Source organism: Candidatus Accumulibacter vicinus, assembly GCF_000584955.1.
Taxonomy (GTDB): domain Bacteria; phylum Pseudomonadota; class Gammaproteobacteria; order Burkholderiales; family Rhodocyclaceae; genus Accumulibacter; species Accumulibacter vicinus.
On the sequence record NZ_JDSS02000045.1, the window covers coordinates 77,618 to 85,504 of the forward strand.

Below are 7,887 nucleotides of genomic sequence, written 5' to 3' on the forward strand. Positions count from 1 at the left end.
GATGGAAGTCAAGGCCGTGCTCCAGTAGTTGATGGCGCCGGCAACTCATGACCATGCTCGCCAACGCGGCGATCGGCGAATATCGACTGCTCGAATCGCTTGGTGCAGGTGGCATGGGCGAGGTGTACCGCGCGGTACACTCCAGGATCGGACGCATCGTCGCAGTCAAGATTCTTTCGGATGCCGGACCCGGATCAGGTCTGGCCGAGCGCTTCACTAACGAAGCGCGGATCCAGGCCGGGCTGCACCATCCGCACATTGCCGAACTCTATGATTTCGTCGAGTTCGAAGGTCGCCCATGCATCATCATGGAGTATGTGGACGGCATCACCCTCCATGATCGGATACAGCGTGCTCGTGGTGGGTTGCCGGTGGCCGAGGCGCTGGCCATCTTTCGTGCCGTGGTCGAAGCCATCACCTATCTGCACGAGCGCGGCATCCTCCATCGGGACATCAAGTCCTCGAACATCAAGCTGAGTTCGGCTGGACAAGTCAAGCTGCTCGACTTTGGCATTGCCAAGGATCCCAGCAGCAAGCGTCTGACCATGGTTGGCGGCTGTGTCGGCACGATGGATTACCTGGCGCCTGAACAGATCAGAGGCAAGCCAGCGGATGCACGGGCAGATGTCTGGTCGCTGGGCGTCCTGTTCTACGAAATGCTGACCGCCAACATGCCATTCGCCGCCCACTCTGTGGGTGTGCTCTGCGAGCGCATTAGTCGTGCAGAGTACCCTGCTCCGACGCTGGTCTCTCCGATGTCAGACGATCTGAAGCGTATTATCGGGCGCTGTCTGCGCAGCGATGCGTCGGAGCGTTATCATGATGCCCGCGAACTGCTTGACGACATCGGACAAATCGGACGATCGCCGCCTGCGCAGACGACCGTGGCGGATCGCGGATTGCGATCAGAGGGGTGGTCGGCCTGGCGGGGACACTGGCCTTTGATCGGCAGCGGATTCCTGCTTGCGGGCGTGCTGCTGGCAGGATTCTTATGGAAGATGCGGCCGGAAACCGCGGTGTACTCTCCGCCCACCAGTACAGGCTCCGAGCCGATAGTCCCCAGCGGGCTGCAGGGTGCCGCTCTGAGGGTGGTGCGCATCGGTACGATCGATGGGCCCGCAGATATCTACGAAGAGGGCAAACTGCTTGGCACGACGGTGAAGGTATTCGAGAAACAGTATCCGGTCGGGGCACATGTCGTATTGACGCTCAAGCGAGAAGGACATGAAGATGAGCGCGTGGCGTTCGAGGTTCGCCAGAGCGGTAACGAGTTTCTGGCCTGGCAACTCCGACCGAAAGAGAGAAAGTGATCCAATGAGCGATGCATCCATGTACTATATTTTGCAGACCTGCATGGCCACGGACATTGGTTGCGTGCGAACCAGCAACCAGGATTCGATTGCGTTCGTTTCTCCGGGCGACCCCGATGAACACAGGAGACGAGGTGTGCTGGCGGTGGTGGCGGATGGCATGGGCGGGCACAATGGCGGCGAGGTGGCGAGCAAGCTGGCGGTGGATACGATCTGCAGTCATTACTTCGCAGCCCATGATGATGACCCTCTACATACGATCGAGCAGGCGCTACGGGAGGCGAATGCCGCGATTTTTCGCGCCGCCGAGGCCGACAGAGCGCTCTCTGGAATGGGAACCACGGCGACGGTGCTGGCTCTGGTTGGACGGAGCATGTGGTTTGGGCATGTCGGTGACAGCCGGCTCTACCGTTGCTCACATGGCCAGGTCACGCAATTGACCAAGGATGACACCCTGGTCGAGCAACTGGTCAACGAAGGACTGATCTCGGCCGAACACGCACGCTACCACCCCGAGCGCAATGTACTGTTGCGATCTCTGGGCACGCGCCCGGATCTGCGGGTCACCGCCCAGGTCGGCGACCCGCCAGAGGTCGGCGACTACTTCATACTCTGCTCCGATGGCCTGTACGACTGTGTCGATGCGCGCGAGATCGCCCAGGTGGTCGAATCGTCCGACCCGCAGGTTGCCTGTCGGCGGCTGATCGAACTTGCGCGCGAGCGGGGAGGCAGCGACAACATTTCCGTCGGCATCATCGCCGTTCGGCTTCCCGAGGCCGTGGAGAGGCCGATACCGGTGACGCGTGAAATGGTCACTGGCAACCTAGAGGTCAGTTGATGGGCAATCAGGTGATCGGCGATTTCGAACTCGTCGCCAAAATTGGCGAAGGAGGGATGGGTGAGGTTTTCAAGGGCCGCGACCCGATGCTTGAACGGGATGTCGCGATCAAATCACTGCGCCCGGAATTTGCCGCGCGCGCGGATATTCTCGAACGCTTCCGAACCGAGGCGGTGGCCCTGGCCCGCCTCAATCATCCGAACATCGCCGGGGTCTACCGGTTTTTCCGGCATGCTGACCAGTACTACATGGTCATGGAATTTGTCGCCGGCGAAACGCTCGACCAGCTCGTCGTTCGACGCGGCGCGTTACCCTGGCAGGAAGCGATACGCTATGGAATTGCCGCGCTGAACGGCCTTGAGCACGCACACCGTGCGGGTGTGGTGCACCGCGATATCAAGCCTGCCAACATGATGGTGGCAGTGGACGGGTCGCTGAAGTTGATGGATTTCGGCATCGCGCGCATCCTCGAGAAGATGCGCCTGACGCGTAGCGGACATCTGATCGGGACGCTCGAGTACATGTCCCCCGAACAGGTCCAGGGCCGGGAGGTTGACGCCCGCTCGGATCTGTACTCGCTGGCCGTGGTTCTTTTCGAACTGCTGACCGGGCGTGTCCCGTTCTCGAAGGGGACCGACTTCGAAATCATGAAAGCGCAGATTGAGGAGCCGCCGCCTCCACTACGCCAATTTGCAGGCAACCTGCCGGTCGTGCTTGAGGACATCCTATCACGAGCGCTGGCCAAGGATCCTGCGCAGCGCTACCCCGACGCCAGCGCGTTTCGCAGCGCGCTGGAGAGAGCGTTATCCAGCCATTTGCCGGCACCCGACGCTGTTCCCCACCCGGTTCCCGCGACACGCCTGTTTGCTCCGCAGAATGCCGCCTCAACGGCTGCAGACATTGGCCGATCCGCGGGTATCGCAGAGCAGGAAACCACCCGGATCGCTGCCGATGCCACCAGGGAGACCATGGGGGCATCGCCAGGACAAGCGCTCTGGAAAAAGTACCCGGGCATTCTGGCCCTGATGGTTGCGCTGTTGATGCTTGGTGGTCTGGGCTGGTGGAGCAGCAGCAAGAAGAGTCCAGCGTCACCGGCGGAAGCGTCTGGCGGGCTGGTGCAAAAACCTCCGGTAAGTGCAACGCCTGGGCCTTCGCTGCCGCGTGGCGAGCCTGCAGCGGCGGCCGCTCTGAGCCCATCAACGCTGCGCGAGCCCATGCTACCGGCGAGTACCCCACCCTCCGTTCCGACCGAGGTCGGCACGCCAGCCACGATCCCGGCGCCGCCACCGGACCCTGTTGCTCGTCCCATTTCCGCCAGCCGCGAGCCAGTCAGTCCGGATTCGGGCGAGAAGGTCGCAGTCACCGCAAAGGGGAAGGAAGCACCTCCAGCACGCGCCAGTATTCGCAGCAACCCCAATCCACCGGTCGTCAAGCGTGACGATTCCGGTTCGGCAGGCGGATGGACCATACGAAAATGATCCATCGCTTGCCAACGATCCCGCTGCTGCGTGTCCTGCTGCTCAGTTCCGGCATGGTCCTGCTTGCCGCCTGCGCCACTGGCCAAGGTTCCACCCCGATCGACACCATTCAGTCCTGGTTCTCGCGTAAGGACAAAGGTGGGCGCCAGCCTGGTGAAAAGCTTGTCAGCCCTCCCGATGTCGTCTGGAAAGAGCGCAACTGCGCCAGACTGCAACGTCCCTACATCGACATTGACTTGAACGAAATCCTGCCCTCCCGCGTTCCCGCAGGCGAAGAGTTCAATCACCGCATGGTCTATTCGATGTGTCCGCTGCGTACCGGGGAAGGGGTGGTGGGAGACCTTTCCCGCCGCATCACCTTCAAGGGCAACACAGTCTTTGAAGACGTTTCGCGTCGTTTCGAGATCAAACCCGGCAAGTGGCAGCTTGACGCTTTCATCGGTATTCCGGCAGAGGCCCCCGCCGGTGTCTATGCTCTGGAAGTCGCTTTTTCAGGTGGCGCAGTGCGGTTTCAGCGTAGTGCGAGTCTGGTGGTCAGCCGACGCTAGGACCCGGACCATCCAAGTCCCGCCCTGTCGCGATGATTCGCCTGTCCTGCCATTGGCCGTGGCAGGACAGGCCGAGGCACGGCTCACTGGTGAAGGTGCGAGATGAAATTTATCGACGAGTTCCGTGATGGAAACCTGGCCAGGGGCCTGGCGGCGGCGATTCGGCAGGCGGTGCGGGCAGATCGCGACTATCACTTCATGGAATTCTGCGGTGGGCACACACATGCCATTTCGCGCTACGGGGTCACTGATCTGTTGCCGCCCAATGTGCGCATGATTCACGGACCGGGCTGTCCGGTATGCGTGCTGCCGATCGGACGGATCGACATGGCGATCGCGTTCGCTCGTGACCTGGGCGTCATCCTGTGCAGCTACGGTGATCCCATGCGCGTGCCGGCGTCCGGCGGGCTGTCGCTGCTCAAGGCAAAAGCGGGATTGGGCAGGCATGCGGGCAGCGACACCGTCAGCAAGGGCAAGCATCGCGGCGAAATCCGGATGATCTATTCGGGTGCCGACGCGCTGGCCATCGCGCAGCAGAACCCTGCCCGCGAGGTGGTCTTTTTTGCCATCGGTTTTGAAACCACGACGCCGCCGACGGCGGTGCTCATCAAACAGGCGCAGGCGCTCGGTCTCGGGAACTTCTCGGTATTCTGCTGCCATGTGCTGACACCGTCGGCGATCGCCAGCATTCTCGAATCGCCGGAGGTCCGGCAGTGGGGCAGCGTGCGGATCGACGGCTTCATCGGACCGGCGCATGTCTCAACGATCATCGGCACGCGGCCGTACGAGTTCTTTGCCGAGGAATACCGCAAGCCGGTGGTGATCGCCGGCTTCGAACCGCTCGACGTGATGCAGTCGATCCTGATGCTGATCAGGCAGGTCAACGCTGGTCGGGCTGTGGTCGAGAACGAGTTTACGCGCGCCGTGACGCGCGACGGCAACCGCAAGGCGCAGCGCCTGGTGGCCGAAGTCTTCGAGCTGCGTCGCTCTTTTGCCTGGCGCGGACTGGGCGAGCTGCCCTACAGTGCGCTCGGTATCCGCAAGGAATTCGCCGACTTCGACGCCGAGCGCCGCTTTGCGGTTCGCTACCAGGCGGTGGCCGACCATCCGGCCTGCGAGTGTGGTGCGATCCTGCGTGGCGTCAAGCGACCGCAGGAATGCCGGATTTTCGGCAGCGTATGCACCCCGGAAAACCCCATCGGCTCGTGCATGGTTTCTTCGGAAGGCGCGTGTGCGGCACACTATTCGTACGGGCGTTTTGCCGACGTGGCGGCGGTGTCATGAAAGACGTCCGCAAGGGCTACATCCGCCCCCTCGATCTGCGGCAAGGCCGTGTCGACATGACGCATGGCAGCGGTGGGCGGGCGATGGCGCAACTGATCGAGGAACTGTTCGCAAGACGGCTCGGCAACGCCTACCTGGGGCAAGGCAACGATGCGGCCGTGCTGCCGATGCCGCCGGGCCGGCTGGTGTTGTCCACCGATGCGCATGTCGTCTCGCCGCTGTTCTTCCCCGGCGGCGACATCGGCTGCCTGGCGGTGCACGGAACGATCAACGACGTCGCGGTGATGGGTGCAAGGCCGCTGTATCTGGCGGCCAGCTTCATTCTCGAGGAGGGCTTCCCGCTCGGCGATCTGGCGCGCATCGTCGAATCGATGGCACGCGCCGCCAGCGACGCCGGCGTGCCGGTGGCGACCGGCGACACCAAGGTGGTCGAACAGGGCAAGGGGGATGGTGTCTACATCACGACCACCGGCGCTGGCGTAGTCGCCGAGGGCTCCGACTACGCCGGCGACCGCGCCCGCGCCGGCGACCGGATCCTCGTTTCCGGCAGCATCGCCGAGCACGGCATGGCGATCATGGCGCGGCGAGAAAGCCTCGGTTTTGCCGCGAACATCGTTTCCGACACCGCCGCACTGCATGGCCTGATCGCCGCCATGCGCGCGAGTGGGGCGGCCATTCGCGTGCTGCGCGATCCGACGCGTGGCGGAGTCGCGACGACGCTCAACGAGATCGCTCGCCAGTCGGGTGTCGGCATGATGCTGCAGGAGAGCGCGCTGCCGGTACAGCCCGAGGTGGCCGCCGCCTGCGAGTTCCTCGGTCTCGACCCGCTGTATGTCGCGAACGAGGGCAAATTGCTGGCGATCGTCGCGCCGCAGGATTGCGACGCACTGCTCGCCGCGATGCAGGCACACCCGCTCGGCCGGCGTGCGGCGGTGATCGGCAGCGTGCATCAGGACGCGCAGCATTTCGTCCAGATGACCACGACCTTTGGCGGCCGGCGTATCGTCGACTGGCTGAGCGGCGAACAATTGCCGCGCATCTGCTGAGCCGACATGCGCATCCTCTTCCTCTGCCACGCTTTCAACAGCCTCAGCCAGCGCCTGTACAGCGAGCTGCGCGCGTGTGGACATCAGTTGTCGATCGAATACGACATCGCCGACGCGGTGGCCGAGGAAGCCGTTGCGCTGTTCCGGCCCGAGTTGATCGTCGCGCCGTATCTGCGCCGCGCGATTCCGGAGTCGATCTGGCGCCGGCACTGCTGTCTGGTGGTCCATCCGGGAATCGTCGGCGACCGTGGCCCGTCGGCACTCGACTGGGCGATTCAGGAGGGCGAGCGGAATTGGGGGGTCACGGTCCTGCAGGCGACTGCCGGGATGGATGCCGGCCCGGTCTGGGCAGCCGAAACCTTTCCGATGCGCATGGTCAAGAAGTCGAGTCTCTATCGCCACGAGGTCACCGAAGCCGCGGTGCGTGCGCTGTTGACAGCCGTCGAACGCTTCGTTGTCGGTGGCTTCGTGCCGACGCCGGTCAACGATGCCGACCCGACCATTCCAGGCAGACAGCGGCCGTTGATGAAGCAGGTCGATCGCGCCATCGACTGGCAGCGCGATGAAACGGCGCACGTGCTGGCCAGGATCAACGCCGCCGATGGTTTTCCCGGCGTCGCCGATCGCTTGTTTGGCGAGCCCTGCCGTCTGTTCGACGCCTGGCCCGAAGAGACCCCATGCCCATTACGCGCCGGCGCGCCGGGCGAAGTGATCGCCTGGCGCGAGACGGCGATCCTGCGCGCAACGGTCGATGGCGCGGTATGGATCGGTCACCTGCGCCGCGAGGAACCCGGCAACTCGCTCAAGCTGCCGGCAACGCAGGTCTTTTCGGCCGCACTGGCGACGATTCCCGAAGCACCGCTCGACGGCCATTTCGCTCCGGCCGGCCGGACCTGGCAGGACATTCGCTATGAACAAGCCGGGCGCGTGGGTTTCCTGCACTTCGACTTCTACAACGGCGCCATGAGCACTCGTCAATGCCAGCGCCTGCAGGCAGCGTACGCCTGGGCACGGCAGCAGCCGATCCGTGTGCTGGTGTTGATGGGTGGGCGCGACTACTGGTCGAACGGCATCCACCTCTCCTGTATCGAAGCGGCCGAATCGCCGGCGGATGAATCCTGGGCCAACATCAACGCCATCGACGATCTCGCCGAGGCGATCCTGTGCAGCGACCGCCAGATCACGATCGCCGCGCTGCAGGGCAATTGCGGCGCCGGCGGCTGCTTCCTGGCGCGCGCTGCCGATCTGGTCTGGGCACGCGCCGGCGTGCTGCTCAATCCGCATTACCGCAACATGGGCAACCTGTTTGGCTCGGAATACTGGACCTACCTGCTGCCGGCGCGCGTCGGAATGGCGGGCGCGCAGGCGATCATGCACCACCGG

General features: G+C 63.6%; 7 protein-coding genes. All 7 read left to right on the forward strand.

Features of this window, described 5'->3' with window-relative positions; all coding sequences use genetic code 11:
• Positions 1-47 precede the first annotated feature (47 nt).
• Positions 48-1,310 (forward strand): serine/threonine-protein kinase, encoded by a 1,263-nt coding sequence (locus tag CAPSK01_RS24055; protein ID WP_273704116.1) that lies wholly within the window; start codon positions 48-50, stop codon positions 1,308-1,310.
• A 43-nt stretch (positions 1,311-1,353) separates the two neighbouring features.
• Complete coding sequence (locus tag CAPSK01_RS19370) at positions 1,354-2,148, forward strand: Stp1/IreP family PP2C-type Ser/Thr phosphatase (RefSeq protein ID WP_273704117.1); 795 nt, start codon at positions 1,354-1,356, stop codon at positions 2,146-2,148.
• The gene (locus tag CAPSK01_RS24060; protein ID WP_273704118.1) at positions 2,148-3,626 is read left to right on the forward strand and encodes a serine/threonine-protein kinase; all 1,479 of its coding nucleotides are present in this window, start codon (positions 2,148-2,150) and stop codon (positions 3,624-3,626) included. Before CAPSK01_RS19370 ends, CAPSK01_RS24060 begins: the two co-directional genes overlap by 1 nt.
• Positions 3,623-4,174, forward strand: coding sequence for a hypothetical protein (locus CAPSK01_RS19380; protein WP_034930626.1), 552 nt, complete (start codon positions 3,623-3,625; stop codon positions 4,172-4,174). Before CAPSK01_RS24060 ends, CAPSK01_RS19380 begins: the two co-directional genes overlap by 4 nt.
• Before the next feature lie 102 nt (positions 4,175-4,276).
• Positions 4,277-5,458, forward strand: coding sequence for a hydrogenase formation protein HypD (hypD, locus tag CAPSK01_RS19385; RefSeq protein ID WP_034930627.1), 1,182 nt, complete (start codon positions 4,277-4,279; stop codon positions 5,456-5,458).
• Positions 5,455-6,504 carry a hydrogenase expression/formation protein HypE gene (gene hypE, locus CAPSK01_RS19390; RefSeq protein ID WP_034930629.1) on the forward strand — a complete coding sequence of 350 codons (1,050 nt, stop codon included), beginning with the start codon at positions 5,455-5,457 and terminating at the stop codon, positions 6,502-6,504. The genes hypD and hypE overlap by 4 nt, the downstream gene beginning before the upstream one ends.
• A 6-nt stretch (positions 6,505-6,510) precedes the next feature.
• Positions 6,511-7,887 (forward strand): hydrogenase maturation protein (locus CAPSK01_RS19395; RefSeq protein WP_034930631.1); only part of this gene is annotated, 1,377 nt, incomplete at its 3' end.

Coding starts and splice junctions, on each gene's coding strand:
- CAPSK01_RS19370 (WP_273704117.1), top strand. CDS start 1,354: ATGGCCACGGACATTGGTTGCGTGCGAACCAGCAACCAGGATTCGATT.
- CAPSK01_RS24060 (WP_273704118.1), top strand. CDS start 2,148: ATGGGCAATCAGGTGATCGGCGATTTCGAACTCGTCGCCAAAATTGGC.
- hypD (WP_034930627.1), top strand. CDS start 4,277: ATGAAATTTATCGACGAGTTCCGTGATGGAAACCTGGCCAGGGGCCTG.
- hypE (WP_034930629.1), top strand. CDS start 5,455: ATGAAAGACGTCCGCAAGGGCTACATCCGCCCCCTCGATCTGCGGCAA.
- CAPSK01_RS24055 (WP_273704116.1), top strand. CDS start 48: ATGACCATGCTCGCCAACGCGGCGATCGGCGAATATCGACTGCTCGAA.
- CAPSK01_RS19380 (WP_034930626.1), top strand. CDS start 3,623: ATGATCCATCGCTTGCCAACGATCCCGCTGCTGCGTGTCCTGCTGCTC.